The sequence below is a fragment of the Phytobacter massiliensis JC163 genome, assembly GCF_000321045.1.
GTDB lineage: Bacteria > Pseudomonadota > Gammaproteobacteria > Enterobacterales > Enterobacteriaceae > Phytobacter_A > Phytobacter_A massiliensis.
This window is the reverse complement of the sequence record NZ_HE578945.1, coordinates 580,806-597,049: the sequence shown is the minus strand read 5'-3', so window position 1 is coordinate 597,049 and position 16,244 is coordinate 580,806. Positions and strand designations below refer to the sequence as shown.

The window sequence follows — 16,244 nt, the reverse complement described above, 5'->3', positions numbered from 1 at the left end:
GCAGTAAAACGAACCTTACATAGCAGTACCATGAGCGGCGATAACAATACGTTTAAGCAATCATTAGACACGTGAAATTCATTACTCGTACCTCTGCTTATTGACTGTGTTTAATTTAGGGAGCAACGAATGGATTTAAAACTACAAGATAAAGTGGCCGTGGTCACCGGCGCCCGCACCGGCATCGGCTATAGCATTTGTGAAGAGCTGGCGATGAACGGCGTGCATTTAGTGATGGTGTCCCGACAGGAAGCGGATCTGAAACAGGCCGCCAGAACCCTCGCTGATAAGTATGGTGTTTCAACGCTGCCGGTTGCCGGGGACGTCACGGATATCGCCCTGCCTGCACGGGTCGTCAGGGAGGCGGAGAAGGTTTTTCACGGTATCGATTTACTGGTGAATAATGCCGGCAGAGCGCATGCGGGCACGTTGTTAACCACCTCGGAAGAGGACTGGCAGTCAATGACCGAAACGAAACTGTCCGCCATGCGCCGCTTCTGCAAGGCCGTGATCCCCGGTATGCAGCAGCGAAACTGGGGCCGCATCGTCAATATTTCTTCCATCGGCGGTATCTACCCTAACCCGCAACTGACCGTTTCTCACGCCCTGAGCGCGGCGATCAACAACCTGACCCGCAGTCTGGCCCTGAGCGTGGCGCCGGAGGGGATCCTGGTCAATGCTATTGGCGTGGGCGCTGTCGCAACCGATAACTGGGCGCAAAATATGCTGCCTAATGTGCGTAATCGTCGCCCGGAGCTGGCGGACAAAACGGACGAAGATGTGATGGCTTTGCTGGGGAAAGAGAAAACGCCGGTGGGGCGCTTCGGTCTGCCAGAGGATATTGCTGCCATTGCGGCTTTCCTGCTTTCCGACCGAAATCAGTTTGTTACCGGCCAGACCATTGAGGCATCTGGCGGAGCAGACAGGTTTATGTAATTTTCGGCCCGCTTATACCAGAGCGGGCCCATCCGGCGCACCATTCAGGAGGATCATGGAGACCCGTAAACTCACCCAGCAGTATGGCCCTCTGGTTGCGGGTAAACGCTATCGCGTGGCGCAAACCTTCACCGACTATGATGGTATCGAACGGCGCGAAGGCGAGGTGTGGACATTCCTCGGCTCAAGCTTTCTCCCTTACGAAAGCGGCCTGTCCCTGTTTTTCACCATTGGCGGCAAAACAGAACAGGTGCGTCTCCAGGCCATTGAGGAGGAGCAGCTTTATATCACCAACAACTTACCGGCCTGGTTTGTTGAGCATAAAAGCCGCTGGCGTCTGTGGTGAGCAGCCAGGGCACGCAAAGCGTGGCGGTTAGCCCGATGTAACCCGCGTTTTCTCAGCCCTGAGCCTGGCGCTGACCTGTTTTGCCGTGCGAACAAAATGCTTCACCAGTATGTTATTACACGGGTTATGCCAGCCGACATTAAGTATCGCGTCGGGCGTATCGGTTCCCACCACTGGCCGGTACACGACGCCGTGGTTATTGTTTTTGGCGACGGACAATGGCAGTAACGCCAGCCCCATCCCTGCCCCCACCAGGCTTAGCATCGCGTGCAGCTGATTCACCTCCTGCACAACCCGCGGTGAGGTGCCGTGGCGGGAAAATATCTCCAGCCAGTTGCTGAATATGTATTTCGCCTTCTCCCTGGAGGTGAAGAGGAATTTTTCCGTGATAAGCGCCCGGATATGCACCGCCTCCTGCCCCGCCAGGTCGTGCTCCGCATGCATCGCCACCACATAAGGCTCGCGGAGCAGGGTCGCGCTTGCCATCCACTCTGTCTCATACAGCGGTCGCAACAGACCGATATCAATCTCATGGTTTTGCAGGGCGGCAAACTGTTCCGCAGAGGTCATCTCATGCAGCACCATTTCAACGTCGGGGTAGTCCTTGCGAAACTGCATAATCACCGGTGATAACAGGCTAAAAGGCGCCGCATCGACATAGGCAATGGCAATTTTCCCCAGCAGCCCTTTTGCCGCGCGCCGTGCGGTGTCCGTCGCCGTGGTGATATCGGTAATCACTTTCTGCGCGTCCGGCAAAAAGACGTGCCCGCACTGGGACAAACGGACCGTGCGTTTGGTCCGTTCAAAGAGTTCCACCTCCAGCTCTTTTTCAAGGCGGGCGATTTGCTGACTTAATGCCGACTGCGTTACCCCCAGCCTTTTCGCTGCCCGATTGAATTGCAGCTCTTCTGCCAGAACGACAAAGGCCACCAGACTCTTTTGGTCCATAAATGTGATCCACCTGCTATTACGGCGCGATTAATAAGCAAAGTTAATTTGTAGCACATTTTTAATTACATATCTTTTACAAGAGCGACATCTCACCCGCTCCGCTACAGCGCCGGGTGACCCATTTTTATCCGTAAGCAGGCAGGTGAAACATGACACACGGCAAACAGGATGCACCAGGGGATTTCCCGCGTCGTCCCAACGTATTGTTTATCTCGGTGGATCAATGGCCCGGGCATCTGTTCGGCTTTGCGGGAAACCGCACCATTGAGACGCCCACGATTGACACTCTGGCAAGAGCCGGGGTGCATTTTCCGAACGCCTGGTCCGAGTGCCCGGTCTGCATTCCGGCGCGCCGCACCATCATGACCGGCGCGACGTCCCGCTCGCACGGCGATCGGATTTTTCAGCCTTCGCTCCCCATGCCAGACATGCCGACGCTTGCCGGCACCTTCACCCGGGCGGGTTACCAGACCTCGGCGACCGGCAAACTGCACGTTTATCCGACGCGGGATCGCATCGGCTTTGAAGAGACATTCATTGCCGAAGAGGGAAGAAGCCATCTCGGCGGCGTGGATGACTATGAAATTTTTCTTGCGGAAAATGGGCATGCCGGACAGCAATTTATGCACGGCATGAGCAACAACGAATACAGCTGGCGTACCTGGCATCTTGATGAACGGATGCATGTGACTAACTGGGTCACTCAGACGGCGGCGAAGAATATCCGTCGCCGCGATCCCACCCGCCCGGCATTCTGGTACGTCTCTTATACCCACCCGCATCCGCCCGTGGTTCCCCTTGCCGCCTACCTGGAGCGCTACCGGCTCAGGAGCATGGATAAGCCAAAGCAGAGCGCATGGTCGCAGGCGGCGGATTTGCCCTACGCCCTTGCCATTAATCAGCAGCTAAAACCCGCCCTTCCCCCGGAGCAATATGATGATATGCGCCGCGCCTTCTACGCCCAGTGCACGCATATCGACCACCAGATCCGCCTGTTGATCGGCTCTCTGCGCGAAGAAGGCATTCTGAATGACACCATCATTGTCTTCACCAGCGATCATGGCGATATGCTTGGCGACCACGGCATGTACGCCAAACGTTACTTTTACCAGGGCTCCGCGCAGATCCCGATGATTGTGGTGGATCGCGCCCGCTCCAGCCGCGTCAGCCCCGGCAGCGTGGATCAACGGCTCACCGGCCTGCAGGACATCATGCCCACCCTGCTCACGCTGTGCGATATCCCCGTACCGGAGAGCTGCGACGGCATCTCAATGGTGGGTGACCAGCGGCGTGAAACGCTGTATGGCGAATGTCTCGAAGGGGCGCTGGCCTCCCGTATGCTAACGGACGGGCGTTATAAGCTCATCTGGTATCCGGCAGGTAACCATTTCCAGCTCTTTGATTTACAGCAGGATCCTGATGAACAGCATAACCTGTACGCCAACGAGGCTTTACAGGATGTTGTCGCCCGTCTGAAAAAGCACCTTCTGAATGCGCTCTACGGCAGCGACATGGCGTGGGTCAAAGACGGAACGTTTGTTGGCTGCGAGCCTCCTGAATTCGTTGTCCCGGTTGACCGGGGGCTTTCAGGGCAGCGCGGCATTCACTTCCCACCGCTGGCTACGGCATCCGATCCAGGCCAGGTCGTGGGTTTCGGCTAAGAGAAAAAAGGCAGAACATCATGTCACAGAATATCTCTGTTACCTCTACAAACGCGTCCGGGGCTTCGGCAGAAAATAATGATGCATTGACGCAAAAAACATTCAGTAAAATTGCCCTGCGCTTACTGCCCTTCCTGGTGCTGTGTTATTTCGCCGCCTTTCTGGACAGGGTAAACGTCGGCTTTGCGGCGCTAACGATGCGTGAAGATATTGGTCTGTCGGCCACCGCTTTCGGTATGGGCAGCGGTATTTTCTTTATCAGCTACTTCATTTTTGAAGTGCCCAGCAACCTGATGCTGGCGCGCGTCGGCGCCAGGCGCTGGATTGCCCGCATCATGATCACCTGGGGGCTGCTATCCGCCTGCACGGCGTTTGTCTGGGATGCGAACTCTTTCCTCGTGCTGCGTTTCCTTTTAGGCGCCGCCGAGGCCGGGTTTTATCCGGGCATCCTTTACTATTTAACGCAGTGGTTCCCCAATAAACGACGCGGGCAGATTGTCGGCTTTTTACTGCTGTCAAATCCGCTGGCGACCATTATTGGCGGGCCGGTATCCGGGCTGATTCTGGCCGGCGGCGCGCATAACGGTCTGGAAGGATGGCAGTGGCTGTTTATCATCGAAGCCATTCCGGCCGTAATCCTCGGCATCATCGTGTTAATGCGCCTGCCGGAAAAAGTCGAGGACGTAAAATGGCTGACGCAGCAGGAAAAACAGGCCGCGCGCAGCGCGCTGAATAACGATCTGAACGAGCGGCAGAATAAGACCACAATTCAGGTTTCGCGTATCTTTTTCCATCCGCTGGTGCTGAGCCTGGCGTTGATTTTTCTCGGTATCTCAATGACCAACGCCACGGTCAACTTCTGGCTGCCGCAGCTGATTAAAAACGCGGGCTTTTCGTTTGTCGCAACCGGTTTTCTCTCGGTTATTCCCTACGTTGCGGCGGTCATCGCGCTGCTGTGGTGGGGCAAACGTTCGGATCGCAAAAATGAACGTGTATTCCATATTGTCGCGCCGCTGGCGCTGGCCATCGTCGGTGTCGCGCTAACGGCGTTCAGTAAAGGCGCGCTGCTCAACGTCATCGGTTTAACCATGGCATCCGCCGGTCTGTTTGCGGTGCTCCCCGTCTTCTGGACGCTGCCACCGCTGTTTATGGTTGGCCCGGCGGCGGCAGGGGGTATTGCGGTTATCAACTCAATAGGCAACCTTGGGGGCTTTTTTGGCCCAACGGCGATGGGCTACGTGAAGGATTTAACCGGCGATTTTGGCAGCGGGCTGGTGGTGAATATCGTGATGCTTTCCGTAAGCCTGATTACCATTATTCTTTTCGCCGCGAAAACCGGCCTGAAGAATAAGCGTCATACCCCGTGACCACGCAATAAAAAGCCGCCCGTCAGGGCGGCCAAAAGCGTTATCGGACCAGGTGGAGGAAATGGAGGTGTTTCTCATACTGATCGAGAATGTCGTTAATGAGCTGCTCCTGATTCCAGCCCATCACGTCATAGTTCTGCCCGCCCTCTTTCAGATAGATTTCAGCGCGATAGTATTTATGCTGCTCTGCCTGCTGTTCGTCATTATCCAGCGCCGAAAGCGCAAAGGTGGGCGAGTTATAACCCCGCAGCCTCACTTCATAAATAAAGTTAAGCTCATTACCCAAATCCACTTCGAAGCGAATACGGTCATCGTCCTCATCGCTGATGTGGCTGAGCGTCCCCTGTTTGTTCAGCTCCTCCTGAACCAGCACCATCGCGGGCTGGATCACCTCATCCATAAAACGTTTCACCAGCGAACGCTTCGGCAGGTAAGCGATGTTGCGCAATCTGCGCTGCCAGGGGATGGGGTTACGGGCGGCAGTTGGCGCAATGGTCGCCATACTCTGGCTCTGCCGTTTGGTGAGATCGCGGCGCAGCGCCTTAAGCAACCCGTAGATAGACACCAGCAGGATCGCGGAGAAAGGCAGCGCGCTGGCGATGGTCACCGTTTGCAGAGCGCTGAGTCCGCCGGCAATCAGCAGCGCGATGGCCACCACGCCCATCATCGCGGCCCAGAAAATGCGCTGCCATACAGGCGTGGCGCTTGACCCGCCGGACGCCAGGGTATCGACAACCATCGCCCCCGAGTCCGCAGAGGTGACGAAGAAGACAATAACCATCGCCATGGCGATAAACGACAGCACGCTGGAGAACGGGAAATGCTCAAGGAAGTTAAACAGGGCCAGCGCCACATCCTGCTGGACGGTAGCAGCCAGATCGGTCGCCCCCTCGGTCATGATGAGATTGATAGCGCTGTTGCCAAACACGGTCATCCACATCAGCGTGAAGCCTGCGGGCACAAACAGCACACCCGTCACGAACTCTCTGATGGTTCTGCCGCGCGAAACGCGGGCGATAAACATGCCGACAAACGGCGACCACGACAGCCACCAGCCCCAGTACAGCAGGGTCCAGCCCCCCAGCCAGTTGCTGGATTTGGGTTCATAGGCATACAGATTGAACGTCTTACTCACCAGTTCAGACAGGTAGCCCCCGGTGTTTTCGACGAAAGATTTAAGCAGCAGTACGGTAGGGCCTAACAGCAGCACCAGCGTCAGCAGCAACACCGCCAGCCCAAGGTTTAACTCCGAGAGAATACGGATGCCTTTATCCAGCCCGGAGACCACAGAAATGGTGGCAAGCCCGGTGATAACAACGATCAGGATAACCTGAACGGTTTCATTGATGGGCACGCCAAAGAGATGGTTTAGCCCGGCGTTCACCTGCAACACGCCGTAGCCTAACGACGTGGCCACCCCAAATACGGTGCCGATAACGGCGAAAATGTCTACCGCGTGGCCAATCGGGCCATAGATCCGATCGCCAATAATGGGATACAGCGCCGAACGAAGCGTCAAAGGCAGGCCGTGACGATAGCTAAAGAAGGCGAGGATCAGCGCGACAATCGCATAGATAGCCCATGCATGAAGACCCCAGTGGAAAAAGGTCAGCCGCATCGCCTCTTTAGCGGCGGTGACGGTTTCCGGGGTTCCCACCGGCGGAGAGAGGTAGTGCATCACCGGCTCGGCCACGCCGAAGAACATCAGCCCTATCCCCATTCCCGCAGAGAAGAGCATGGCGAACCAGGAGTGATAGCTGAAATCAGGCTGGGAATGATCCGGCCCGAGCTTGATATCGCCGTAACGCGACAGGCCAAGAAAGGTTACGCTGAGAAGAATCAGCGCGACAGCCAGAATGTAAAACCAGCTGGCATTAGTAAATATCTGTTGCTGGAGGAGTTTGAAATTTCGGTCAGCAATTTCAGGGAAAATGGCGGCAAACATCACCAGAAGGAAAATTAACAAAGCAGACGTAAAAAATACCGCTTTGTTAATGTGGCTTTCTGGCTTTTTTGGAACGGATTCACTCATATTAGATTTCCATTTTTTTAAATATAAATAGCGCCTTAAATAAAGGATAAATCTCGCTAATCGTAGCAAAATTTCGTTACAAATGCAGTAAGCCCGGCGGGTTAGGGCTCTGCCCTTTTGTCAGCCATTGTTGACGCTGGCGTACAGATAATAAAAAGGCGTTGGGGCAATACGCTGAACAGGCAGATGAGAAGGGTCTTAAGCAGGGAATTATCCCGGCGCTACCCGATCTTTTACGTCGGTTGTCGGAGAGCGCCGGAGGAAATAGAGACTCAGACTTTGAGCATTTTTACCGTGGCATCAATGTCAATTTCATCTTCCGAGAAGATTAAAGTCGTGCCGTGAAAGGTGGTGATCGCCAGCTTTTTCACTGCGATGGTCTCCCCCGCTTTAGCGCTGGATTTGGGTTTGATGCTGTTCATCAATAACCCGACAGAGAGCACGGCGTTCTCTTTATCAATGCGGCTGTCGGCAGGCACTTCTTCGCTGTAAACCAGATAAGATTTGATCGAGGAGAGCTTAATACGCTCACCGGCAATATAGATGTATTTGCTTTCCGGCGCGACTTTAACCGCATAAGCCGACAGGCCCTTACTGTTGGTGCCCGGTTCGAAAGTGACCGCCGCATCTTTTTTTATCAGTTCAGGATTGGCAACTTTAATCACATGAAAATAGCGGTTATCGCCATTTTCATCTTTGATAAATCCAAAGCCTTTATCTTTAAACCATGTTGTGATTGTTCCGTTCATCGCCGTTACCGCCTGATTGTTTATCTACTCATTTTGCAGCGCGCAGTGTAATGCACAACGCCTGCTCAGACTATGCTTTTGCGTCAATCTGAGCAGGGTTTTCGCAGGCTGTTACCACATTAAATCATCGGGCACTTTAAAATCAGCGTACGGATCGTCTTCATCCTGCTCTTCCTGACTGAGCGCACTGTTCAGCACAATGCTGCTGGCGTCTCGCTGGGCGATTTTATCGGCGACGCTGGCAGGAATAATGGCGTAGTCGTTCTCGCCATTATTCACCAGACGCGCAATGGCGAGACGGCCATTAATAAGCTGGGTCTGGGTTGGCTTATCCACCATGATTTTCTTAATCAGGTTATCATCGGTGAAGTTAAAACCAATATCGCCCCGAGCGATGACGATCCTGTTCATTTCAATAAGCTGCTTGACCTGCGCTTTATACTCTTTGGAGAGCACGGCCTGTTTTTGCTGTTCGCTTAACTGCTTATCACGTTCAAGCTGGGCCTTTTTATTCTCTTCAACCGCTTCTCTGGCCTCACGCGCCTGAACCCGCGATTTCTTCGCGGTGCGCTGCACTTTGGCCATTTTCTTGCTGGTCACTAACCCGGCTTTGAGCATCTGCTCCTGTAAAGTGAGTTTTGTCATCTTTATTTCGAAACCTTTTGAATATTTGGCGGGATTATACCTGTAATTTTTCAGGCCATACCAGCCCCAAAGCAACCCCGCCCGCGCAGGCCGGGCTTAACCCGGCCCTTCGCTTCCCGCCGCCAGCAGCGGCACAATGACATCGCTGACAGGCATGGGTATTCCCCGCGCGCGGCCATAGCGCTGTATGACGCCGTTACGGATGTCCCACTCCAGCGGCCGGTCAGCCTGGCGATCGGCAAGGTTACTCGTTGCCCCACTGATTGAGGAACTCCGCGATATCATCAATGCGTTTTTCATTGATGCCCGCCTCTCTGGCCATCTCGCTTTGCGCCTCTTCGCTGATCTCTTCGTTGTTAGAGAGGCGATTAATCAGCAGCTGAAAATAGCGCGCCAGCGCACCGCGCTCTGACTCCTGCACCGGTTCGGCGCACTCGGTCGCGTACTCGTCCACGATGTCATAAAATTTAAGCGGTATGTCGTTATTCATCATTGTTCCCGGCAGTTAGGGTGAGTGTCAGTAAAGAATAATAACACTCCTGCCCGCACATGTGCTGCTCCCGCCGGAAAACCCGCAGGCAGCCCCGCCGTTTACGCCGCAGGGCTGCTTTGCTACGCGTCGCGCCAGCCCATCGCCGGGGCGACATGCTTGAGGATGGACTCGATAACGTGCACGTTATACTCCACCCCCAGCTGATTGGGCACCGTCAGCAGAAGCGTATCGGCTTCGGCAATCGCCTCATCCTGTTTTAGCTGCTCGACCAGCTTATCCGGTTCGGCGGCATAGCTGCGCCCGAAGATAGCGCGGGTTTTCTCATCCAGAAAACCGACCTTATCGCTGTCGTCGCGTCCCGCGCCGAAATACATCCGGTCGCGGTCGTCCATCAGAGCAAAAATACTGCGGCTGACGGAGACGCGCGGCGTGCGCGTATGGCCAGCTTCTGCCCAGGCGTCACGGTACGCGCGGATCTGCTTTGCCTGCTGAATATGGAACGGCTCGCCGGTTTCATCGTCTTTCAGGGTCGAACTTTGCAAATTCATGCCGAGCTTCGCCGCCCAGACCGCCGTCGCATTTGAACCGGCCCCCCACCAGATACGCTCCCGCAGCCCTTCTGAATAAGGCTCCGGGCGCAGTAAGCCTGGCGGATTAGGGAACATCGGCTGCGGATTCGGCTTCGCGAAACCTTCGCCGCGCAGCACATCCAGCAGCACTTCGGTATGGCGGCGCGCCATATCTGATTCGTTTTCCCCTTCGGAAGGGGCATAGCCAAAATAGCGCCAGCCGTCGATAACCTGTTCCGGGGAACCACGGCTGATGCCCAGCTGCAAACGCCCGCCGGCGATCAAATCCGCCGCGCCGGCATCCTCAGCCATGTAGAGCGGGTTTTCGTAGCGCATATCGATGACGCCGGTGCCGATTTCAATGCCGTGGGTTTTCGCCCCGATAGCCGCCAGCAGCGGAAACGGCGAGCTGAGCTGGCGGGCAAAATGGTGTACCCGAAAATAAGCGCCATCCGCCCCCAGTTCCTCGGCGGCCACGGCAAGGTCGATGGATTGCAGCAGCGCATCAGCGGCAGAACGGGTGGCGGATTGCGGCGACGGCGTCCAGTGACCAAATGACAAAAAGCCGATCTTTTTCATAGTGCGTGTCCTTATGGGAGCAGAATGTCAGCAGGCGCAACGCGTCGGAAAAACGCGGCGGCCCTTTTATCCGCTCTACTCTACGCAACACCGTCAGATAAGAAATGCCATTTATTTAACCTGGAGGTTCAAATTAATTGATAAAACACTATGCTTTTTCGGCCTGACGCGGCAACGCCGCATCCTGAAATGTCCCCGATGCGCTTTGCTTATCGGGGCTACCTGTATGTAGCCCGGGTAAGGCGTAGCCGCACCCGGGACAAAAGCACTTAATCTGGCAGGACGATCTGGCTGCCAGCCAGCGTCCCCATTCTGCTGTACATCGCGCAGGCGGCGTCCACCAGCTGCATCGCCAGCGCCGCGCCACTACCCTCCCCCAGCCGCATGCCCATATTGAGATAGGGCTCAAGCTCAAGATGCTGGAGGGCAATCCGCGCCCCTTTTTCCGCGGACAGGTGCGACGGGATCAGATAGGGCTTCACCGCTGGCGCTATCCGGCACGCCGCAAGCGCCGAGGCGTAGGAGAGAAAACCATCCAGCACCACCGGCAGCCCGCATGACGCCGCCCCGAGCATCACCCCCGTCATGCCCAGCAGATCGAAACCGCCCACTTTCGCCAGCACATCAAGCCCGTCGCGCGCATCCGGCCGGTTACGCTCGATGGCGCGCTGCACCACCTGCGCCTTATGGCCCAGCTGCGATTCGGGCAGGTTCGCGCCGATCCCCACGACCGACGCGGGCGCTTCCCCCGTCAGCACGCTGACGATCGCCGCCGCGGGCGTGGTGTTAGCCATGCCCAGTTCGCCGACGCCAAACAGCTGCACGCCCTCTGCCGCCAGTTCGCGGGTATAGCGAATAACCTCCAGCAGCAGCTCGTGCGCCTGTTCCGCGCTCATCGCCGGGCCAGCGGCGATATTGCCGCAGCCGCGCGCCACCTTCATATTGACCACGCCAGGAATCGGGTCGCTATCGATACCGACATCCACAACGTGCACTTTAGCCCCGGCCTGTGCCGCCAGCACGCAGACGCCGGTGGTGCCGCGCGTCATGTTCGCGGCCTGAATGGCGGTCACCGCCTGGGGTGAAATCGCCACCCCTTCATGCCAGACGCCATGATCGGCGCACATCACCACCAGCGCTTTTTTGGCCGCCTGCGGCCTGCCTGCCAGGCCCGGCATCCCGGCAAGCTGCACCGCCAGCGCCTCCAGACGGCCAAGGCTGCCTGGCGGCTTGAGTAAACCGTCGATATGCTGTTGCGCCTGCGCCATGGCGCGCGGGTCCGGCGCGGGAATCGATGCCAGTAATGTTGTTAGTGTTTGCATACGTTTTCACTCGTTTTGACGCGCCGCTCAGAGCAGCGCCAGAAGGAATACCAGTTCACCCAGTTCAATGGCGGCGCCAAGGGTGTCGCCCGTCTGCCCGCCCAGCGTGCGTTTAAGCGACAGGCCAAGCAGGTAAACCACCAGCCCGGTTATCACCAGCGCCGCAATGCCTTTCCCCCCCTCAAGGAGTACCGCAACCAGAAGCGTCAGACCAAGGGTGACAAGCGTCTGGGGCAAGGTCACCTTGCCGATAAACAGATTGCCCAGCCCCTCCTCCCGAGCGTAGCGGTGGCGATACATCATCAGCACCGCGCAGCCCCGTCCGGCGGCACAGGCCGCAGCCAGCGCGGCGGGCATTGAAAAACCGCGCAGCCCAAGCTCGCTGATAACCAGAATCTTCGCCACCAGCACGAACACCAGCGCCACCCCGCCGTGGGTCCCCAGACGGCTGTCGCGCATGATCTCCAGCATCCGCTCACGGGTGCGCGCCGAAAACACCCCGTCGCAGGTGTCCGCCAGCCCGTCGAGATGAAAGCCACCGGTCAGTAACGCCAGCGCCAGCACGGTAAATAATGCCGCCAGCGGCGCGCCGCACCAGGGTTCTACCACCAGCCACACTACGCTTGCGAGCGCGCCAAGGGTCAGCCCCACCAGCGGGAAATTGACGATACAGCGCACGTAATCCCGGGTTTCCAGCCCCTCGGTCCAGCGCGCTGGCACCGGTAACCGGGTAATAAAAGCGAAGGTTGCCCACAGCAGCTTGATCATTTGATTTTGACTCCAATCCCCGACACCACCAGCCAGACCTCATCTGCCGCCTGCGCCAGCCGCTGGTTCACCCGCCCGGCGATATCACGGAAATGGCGCGCCAGCCGGTTTTCCGGCACGATGCCCATCCCCACTTCGTTGGTCACCAGCACCACCGGCGAGGGGCAGCTTGCACAGGCGGCAAGCAGCCGCCCTGTTTCCTTCTGCACCTGATCTTCCAGCGCCGCGTAATCCCAGCTATCCGGGTCGCCCTCGCCGCCGTGGGCAAACAGCAGATTGGTGACCATGGTGGTAATGCACTCCAGCAAAATGGCCTCATCCGGCGAATTGTGCGGGGTGATGATCTCCGCCAGGTCCTGCCAGCGCTCTTCGGTCCGCCAGTGGGCCGGGCGGCCATCACGATGGTGCTGAATGCGCGCCGCCATCTCTTCATCAAAAATTTGCGAGGTGGCGATATAGAGAACGCCCCCGGCGTTTGCGACCAGCGACTCCGAGTGGCGGCTCTTACCGCTGCGCGCGCCGCCGGTAACCAGCGTTAACATGGCTGCTCCTGATGCTGTTGCATAATCTGGTAGATTTTGTCGATGTCGATATTCTCGCGCATCGCCGCCGCCAGCAGATCGAACTGCTGCGCTTTGTAGCGGGCATAGTCGATGGCGATATCCAGCGCCGCCAGTCCCTTGCGCTGGCGCAGGCCGTTAATCAGGGCGCGGGTAAAGGCGTCGCTGTCAAAAAGGCCGTGAAGATAGGTGCCAAACGCCAGCCCGTCCCCGCTGACCGCGCCGTCAGCCACCCGCGCGCCGTCTTTATTGAGCCACAGCATCGGGCGGCAGCCGTCGTGCCGCGTCGTTTCGCCCATGTGGATTTCATACCCCGCGAGGTCGCAGCTCGCGCAGCCGGAAAGCAGGCCCGGCAGCGCGTTTTCCACCGTTGCGCCGACAAGCGTCGTGGTTTTGTTGTGGGCAAACCGGGTGACGGTGGGCAGCAGCCCCAGGCCTGGCAGCGTCCCCAGACCGGACTCCACCTCGTCAATGATGGTTTCCCCCAGCATCTGGTAGCCGCCGCAGACGCCAAGCACCGCGACGCCCCGGCGATGGGCCTGCAATATCGCCTGCGCCAGCCCGCTCTCCTGCAACCAGCGCAGATCGCCAAGGGTATTTTTACTGCCCGGCAGGATAATCAGATCGCTTTCCCGCAGGTCGTCCGGGCAGCGGACATAGTGCACCCGCACATCCGGCTGGGCGGCCAGCGCGTTAAAATCGGTGAAGTTAGAGATGTGCGGCAGCTGCACGACGGCAATATCCACCGCCCGCTCACCGGTGCGCAGGTATTTGCCGCGTTGCAGCGCCACGCCGTCTTCGTCTTCTAAATCCACTTCCAGCCAGGGCATAACCCCCAGCACCGGCACCCCCGTGAGGGCTTCAATCTGTTTAATGCCGGGGGTCAGCAGCGCCACGTCGCCGCGAAACTTATTGATGATGACCCCTTTTACCCGCCAGCGTTCGTGCTCCTGCAACAGCGCCAGCGTGCCGTATATCGAAGCGAAGACGCCGCCCCGGTCGATGTCCGCCACCAGCACAACCGGGCAACCGGCCATCTCCGCCATGCCCATATTGACGATATCCCGGTCGCGCAGGTTGATCTCCGCCGGGCTGCCCGCCCCTTCCAGCACCAGCGCGTCATACTCCTGCGCCAGGCTCTGGTAGACCGAAGTGATTTGCTGACGCAGGCGCGGCTTATAGTCGTGATAGCTTACCGCGTCCATATCGGTCGCCACTTTGCCCATCAGCACCACCTGGGCCTTGCGGTCGCTGGTGGGTTTTAACAGTACCGGGTTCATCCGCACGTCCGGCACGATACCGGCCGCTTCCGCCTGGAAAATCTGCGCCCGCCCCATCTCCTGGCCGTCAGGGGTGATACCGGAGTTGAGCGCCATATTCTGCGATTTAAACGGCGCGGTTTTCAGCCCGTCCTGATGAAGAATACGGCACAGCCCCGCCACCAGGACACTTTTGCCCACGTCGGATGCCGTTCCCTGCAACATAATCGCCAGCGTCATGACGCCTCCTTAACCTGTTGCGCCCGCATACGGGCGTAGAATTCCGCTTCGCTTTTGCACAGCGGCATACCCAGCTCCGTGTGCAGTTTTACCAGCCACGGCTGCGTCAGCCCGGCCTCTTCAATTTGCGCTTTGCGGGTAAAAACGTCCCCCGGCGTGCCCTGCGCCAGCAGTTCGCCGCGCCGCAGAACGTACACGGCATCGCAAATTTCATAAATCAGGTCAATATCGTGGCTTGAAATCACCACATGGTTTCCCTGCGCTGCAATGCGGCCAATGATGGCCGCCATCTGGGCGCGCCCGGCAGGATCAAGCCCGGCGGTGGGCTCATCCAGCAGCAGATAACGGGCCTGCAGCACCAGCGCCCCGGCGATAGCGACCCGTTTTTTCTGCCCGTGGCTCAGGCTCTGGATCGGCTGATGACGAAAGGCCTGGGCATCGACCAGCGTTAACGCGTCGTCGACGCGACGGGCGATTTCCGCCTCCGGCACGCCGATATTGCGCAGGGCGAAGGCGATGTCGCTGTCGATATCGGTGTAAAAAATTTGCTGGTCCGGGTCCTGGAACACCGTTGTCACCTGCTGGCGCAGGGCAAGCAGGCCGCGCTTGCTGTAATCGAGCGGTTTACCCTGCCACATTACCGCCCCCTGCTGCGGGCGAAGAATGCCGCTCAGGTTCATAAACAGCGTTGATTTGCCGCAGCCGTTCGCCCCCACCAGCCCCGTCACCGGATAGCGGGAAAAATCGAGCGTCAGCCCTTTTAAGGTGGGAGCGTCCTGGTAGCTAAACCACAGCCCTTCGGTTGCCAGCATGGCGGTCCTTACAGGTGAAAATCACCCTGATACAATTTAATTTCCAGCGTGGTCGCCATCTCTTTATAACGTAACAACACACGGGTAAACAGCAGCCCGACCAGCATCGCCAGCGAGCGATAGCTCAGCGGCAACGTGCGGTAGCCAAAACGCAACGTCTGCGCCCGGTGGATCGCCATCGCCTCTTCGAGCAGAATAAAAATAAAGCGCCACGTCAGCAGAATTTGCTCGGTCAACAGCCGCGGCACCCGCCCCTTGCGCAGCAGGATAATCAGCTGGGGAAACGGCAGATTAAGCACCAGCCAGAAGGTGGCCGCCAGCGCCGCCAGGCTGCGCCAGACGGTATCGTTGGCCATACTTAACCCCTGCGCGGTTACGCCCAGCCAGTAGCCGCCCAGCGGAATACCGGCCAGCAGCAGCTGCGGCTCGCGGGTAACGCTAAACACGATCGTCACCACCCCCACCAGCAGGAAAGCCAGCGGAATAGCCATCCAGCGCAGCCAGCGCCAGAAGGACATACGCAGCAGCCAGCAGGTAAAGAGGGCAAGCACCACCAGCAAAGCTCCCTGCCCGAGCGGCGGCAGGGAGAATGCCAGCGCCATCATCGCCAGCCAGAAAAGGAATTTACGCTCCGGGGCGACGTTGTACCAGCGGCTCTGGTAACTGAGCCGATCAAGTCCGATCGCCTGCACGCTGCCTGCCCTTCATATAGCCAAGAATGTAGAAAATCACCGCTGCCCCGATCGACCCCTGCAGGGTAAAGAGCAGGCTTTCAATTTCACCGCTGGCCGGTTCATAAAGCGGCTGGAACCAGGGCTCATAATGCGGCGCCACTACCTGAATCTGGCTTTCCGCTTCGCCATCGGAGCCGCCGTACTCTCCGCCGTGGTTGACAAAAAACGGCAGCACCACCAGCGCCACCACCATGGCCAGTAATATCAGTGTCTTTTTCATC

General features: G+C 57.8%; 17 protein-coding genes and 1 pseudogene. 4 read left to right on the top strand and 14 right to left on the bottom strand.

All coding sequences use genetic code 11. The features are described 5' to 3' along the window. The first annotated feature begins 129 nt into the window (after window positions 1–129). Together ENTHG_RS03010 and ENTHG_RS03005 are read left to right on the top strand one after the other, a co-directional pair. Window positions 130–936, top strand: coding sequence for an SDR family NAD(P)-dependent oxidoreductase (locus ENTHG_RS03010; protein WP_044173314.1), 807 nt, complete (start codon window positions 130–132; stop codon window positions 934–936). Between the two features lie 55 nt (window positions 937–991). After that, window positions 992–1,282 (top strand): DUF3601 domain-containing protein, encoded by a 291-nt coding sequence (locus ENTHG_RS03005; protein ID WP_044173313.1) that lies wholly within the window; start codon window positions 992–994, stop codon window positions 1,280–1,282. Between the two features lie 27 nt (window positions 1,283–1,309). Here ENTHG_RS03005 and ENTHG_RS03000 read toward each other — a convergent pair whose 3' ends face one another. Next, window positions 1,310–2,230 carry a LysR family transcriptional regulator gene (locus ENTHG_RS03000; RefSeq protein ID WP_052332661.1) on the bottom strand — a complete coding sequence of 307 codons (921 nt, stop codon included), beginning with the start codon at window positions 2,228–2,230 and terminating at the stop codon, window positions 1,310–1,312. Window positions 2,231–2,382: 152 nt separating this feature from the next. On the opposite strand from ENTHG_RS03000, the gene ENTHG_RS02995 reads away from it, so the two are divergent. Together ENTHG_RS02995 and ENTHG_RS02990 are read left to right on the top strand one after the other, a co-directional pair. Continuing rightward, window positions 2,383–3,894, top strand: coding sequence for a sulfatase-like hydrolase/transferase (locus ENTHG_RS02995; RefSeq protein WP_044173311.1), 1,512 nt, complete (start codon window positions 2,383–2,385; stop codon window positions 3,892–3,894). Between the two features lie 20 nt (window positions 3,895–3,914). Next, window positions 3,915–5,261 carry an MFS transporter gene (locus tag ENTHG_RS02990; RefSeq protein WP_044173309.1) on the top strand — a complete coding sequence of 449 codons (1,347 nt, stop codon included), beginning with the start codon at window positions 3,915–3,917 and terminating at the stop codon, window positions 5,259–5,261. A 40-nt stretch (window positions 5,262–5,301) separates the two neighbouring features. On the opposite strand, the gene ENTHG_RS02985 is transcribed toward ENTHG_RS02990, so the two are convergent. From ENTHG_RS02985 to ENTHG_RS02930, 13 genes and pseudogenes are all read right to left on the bottom strand, one after another. Continuing rightward, the gene (locus ENTHG_RS02985; RefSeq protein WP_044173307.1) at window positions 5,302–7,293 is read right to left on the bottom strand and encodes a BCCT family transporter; all 1,992 of its coding nucleotides are present in this window, start codon (window positions 7,291–7,293) and stop codon (window positions 5,302–5,304) included. A gap of 272 nt (window positions 7,294–7,565) precedes the next feature. Then, window positions 7,566–8,042 (bottom strand): cold-shock protein, encoded by a 477-nt coding sequence (locus ENTHG_RS02980; protein ID WP_044173305.1) that lies wholly within the window; start codon window positions 8,040–8,042, stop codon window positions 7,566–7,568. A gap of 111 nt (window positions 8,043–8,153) precedes the next feature. Beyond that, window positions 8,154–8,687, bottom strand: coding sequence for a DUF2058 domain-containing protein (locus ENTHG_RS02975; RefSeq protein WP_044173303.1), 534 nt, complete (start codon window positions 8,685–8,687; stop codon window positions 8,154–8,156). A 96-nt stretch (window positions 8,688–8,783) separates the two neighbouring features. Then, window positions 8,784–8,939: pseudogene (locus ENTHG_RS23940) on the bottom strand (ketopantoate reductase C-terminal domain-containing protein); the annotation flags it as partial. Further along, window positions 8,932–9,177, bottom strand: coding sequence for a YmjA family protein (locus ENTHG_RS02970; RefSeq protein ID WP_044173301.1), 246 nt, complete (start codon window positions 9,175–9,177; stop codon window positions 8,932–8,934). The gene ENTHG_RS02970 and the pseudogene ENTHG_RS23940, both read right to left, overlap by 8 nt. A gap of 122 nt (window positions 9,178–9,299) precedes the next feature. Beyond that, window positions 9,300–10,328 carry an LLM class flavin-dependent oxidoreductase gene (locus tag ENTHG_RS02965; protein WP_044173299.1) on the bottom strand — a complete coding sequence of 343 codons (1,029 nt, stop codon included), beginning with the start codon at window positions 10,326–10,328 and terminating at the stop codon, window positions 9,300–9,302. Between the two features lie 269 nt (window positions 10,329–10,597). After that, window positions 10,598–11,650, bottom strand: a complete 1,053-nt coding sequence (gene cobT / locus ENTHG_RS02960) for a nicotinate-nucleotide--dimethylbenzimidazole phosphoribosyltransferase (RefSeq protein ID WP_044173297.1) — start codon at window positions 11,648–11,650, stop codon at window positions 10,598–10,600. Window positions 11,651–11,677: 27 nt separating this feature from the next. Next, window positions 11,678–12,418, bottom strand: a complete 741-nt coding sequence (gene cobS / locus ENTHG_RS02955; protein ID WP_044173295.1) for an adenosylcobinamide-GDP ribazoletransferase — start codon at window positions 12,416–12,418, stop codon at window positions 11,678–11,680. Continuing rightward, window positions 12,415–12,960 (bottom strand): bifunctional adenosylcobinamide kinase/adenosylcobinamide-phosphate guanylyltransferase, encoded by a 546-nt coding sequence (cobU, locus tag ENTHG_RS02950; protein WP_044173293.1) that lies wholly within the window; start codon window positions 12,958–12,960, stop codon window positions 12,415–12,417. Before cobU ends, cobS begins: the two co-directional genes overlap by 4 nt. Then, window positions 12,954–14,477, bottom strand: coding sequence for a cobyric acid synthase (locus tag ENTHG_RS02945; RefSeq protein WP_044173291.1), 1,524 nt, complete (start codon window positions 14,475–14,477; stop codon window positions 12,954–12,956). The genes cobU and ENTHG_RS02945 overlap by 7 nt, the downstream gene beginning before the upstream one ends. After that, window positions 14,474–15,289 carry an energy-coupling factor ABC transporter ATP-binding protein gene (locus ENTHG_RS02940; protein WP_044173289.1) on the bottom strand — a complete coding sequence of 272 codons (816 nt, stop codon included), beginning with the start codon at window positions 15,287–15,289 and terminating at the stop codon, window positions 14,474–14,476. The genes ENTHG_RS02945 and ENTHG_RS02940 overlap by 4 nt, the downstream gene beginning before the upstream one ends. Before the next feature lie 8 nt (window positions 15,290–15,297). Next, window positions 15,298–15,981 carry an energy-coupling factor ABC transporter transmembrane protein gene (locus tag ENTHG_RS02935; RefSeq protein ID WP_081653577.1) on the bottom strand — a complete coding sequence of 228 codons (684 nt, stop codon included), beginning with the start codon at window positions 15,979–15,981 and terminating at the stop codon, window positions 15,298–15,300. Beyond that, window positions 15,962–16,243, bottom strand: a complete 282-nt coding sequence (locus tag ENTHG_RS02930) for an energy-coupling factor ABC transporter substrate-binding protein (RefSeq protein WP_044173287.1) — start codon at window positions 16,241–16,243, stop codon at window positions 15,962–15,964. Before ENTHG_RS02930 ends, ENTHG_RS02935 begins: the two co-directional genes overlap by 20 nt. Between the last annotated feature and the right edge of the window lies 1 nt (window position 16,244).